Origin of the sequence: Streptomyces sp. NPDC097617 (assembly GCF_044761485.1) — a bacterium.
GTDB lineage: Bacteria > Actinomycetota > Actinomycetes > Streptomycetales > Streptomycetaceae > Streptomyces.
The window spans coordinates 1-1,405 of record NZ_JBIWCL010000084.1 but is presented as its reverse complement, the minus strand read 5'-3'; the positions used below and the strand labels follow the sequence as shown (position 1 = coordinate 1,405).

General features: G+C 65.3%; 1 protein-coding gene. It reads right to left on the bottom strand.

The annotated features are described in order from the left end of the window. Positions 1–2: 2 nt before the first annotated feature. On the bottom strand, positions 3–1,241 hold the full coding sequence (locus tag ACIQZO_RS40495) for an IS256 family transposase (RefSeq protein WP_403636435.1): 1,239 nt from the start codon (positions 1,239–1,241) through the stop codon (positions 3–5). Positions 1,242–1,405 lie beyond the last annotated feature (164 nt).

Genomic DNA, 1,405 nt, shown 5'->3' with positions numbered 1-1,405 from the left:
GGTCATGTCCCTTGGAGTGGTGTAGCTGATCTTTGGGTGGTGTCGGGTAGCTGGGTTCCGGTGTCTGGATAGAGGCTGTCCATGCTTTCGATGGAGAGGTAGCGGCGGGGGAAGGCGATCCATTCGTCGTGGAGTTCGGTGAGGACGGCGGTGGCCAGGCGGCTGACGGCGGCGGGGTTCGGGAAGACCTGGACGACGTCGGAGCGTCGTTTGATCTCCCGGTTCAGTCGTTCGAGCGGGTTGGTCGACTGGATCTTCTTCCAGTGCTGGTGCGGGAAGTCCGCGAACGCGGTCAGGTCCTCCTTCGCGGAGAGGAGCATCTCCTTGACTTTGGGGAACTGCTTGCCGAGCATGTCCGCGACGGTGTCGAGGTGAGTCCGGACGGCTTCGGCCGTGGGCTGGGCGAACAGGGTGCGGATCGTTGCGGCGACCATCTCCGCGGACCCTTTGGGGATCACGGAGAAGACGTTGCGGACGAAGTGGACGCGGCAGCGTTGCCAGGCGGCGCCGATCATGACTTTCCGGATCGCCTTGACCAGGCCGCTGTGGCTGTCGGAGATCACCAGGCGGACGCCGGTAAGTCCGCGTTCTCGCAGGTGACGCAGGAACTGGCTCCAGAAGACTTCGGTCTCGCTGTCGCCGACCATGACGCCGAGGACCTCACGGCCGCCGTCTTCGGTGACGCCGGTCGCGATCACGACGGCCTGGGAGACGATCCGGTGCTCGACGCGCGCTTTGACGTAGGTGGCGTCGAGGAAGAGGTAAGGGAACCGGATGTGGTCCAGCGGCCGGGCCCGGAAGACGTCGAGTTCCTCGTCGAGGCCGGCGCAGATCCGGGAGACCTCGCTCTTCGATATACCGGTGTCCGAGCCGAGGGCTTTGACCAGGTCGTCAACGGACCGGGTGGACACGCCGTGGACGTAGGCTTCCATGACCACGGCGTAGAGGGCCTGGTCGATGCGGCGCCGGCGCTCGAGCAGGCTCGGGAAGAAGCTTCCGGCCCGTAATTTGGGGATCGCGAGTTCGAGGTCGCCGGCCTGCGTGGTCACGGTCTTCTCCCGGTGCCCGTTGCGATAGGCGGTGCGGGTCTCGGCCTGTTCGCCCCACTCGGCGCCGATCCGTGCGGTGGCCTCGGCCTCGATCAGTTCCTGCAGCAACCGCTGGGCGACCTCGCGGACGAGTTCGAGACCGTCTGCCGAACGTAGTGACTCGAGCAGGCGAAGTAGGTCATGCTGGGACAAGGCCACCGTGCACTCCTTGGGTTGAACTGCCCGTTCACCAAGGACATTTGCACGGTGGCCTGCCCCGTTTCAGGGAGCATTCCCCCACAGCCGATGCACGCGGGAGCACCCAGACGGCGCACTTCCCAGCCAAGATCAGCTACACCACTCCACGGGACACCATC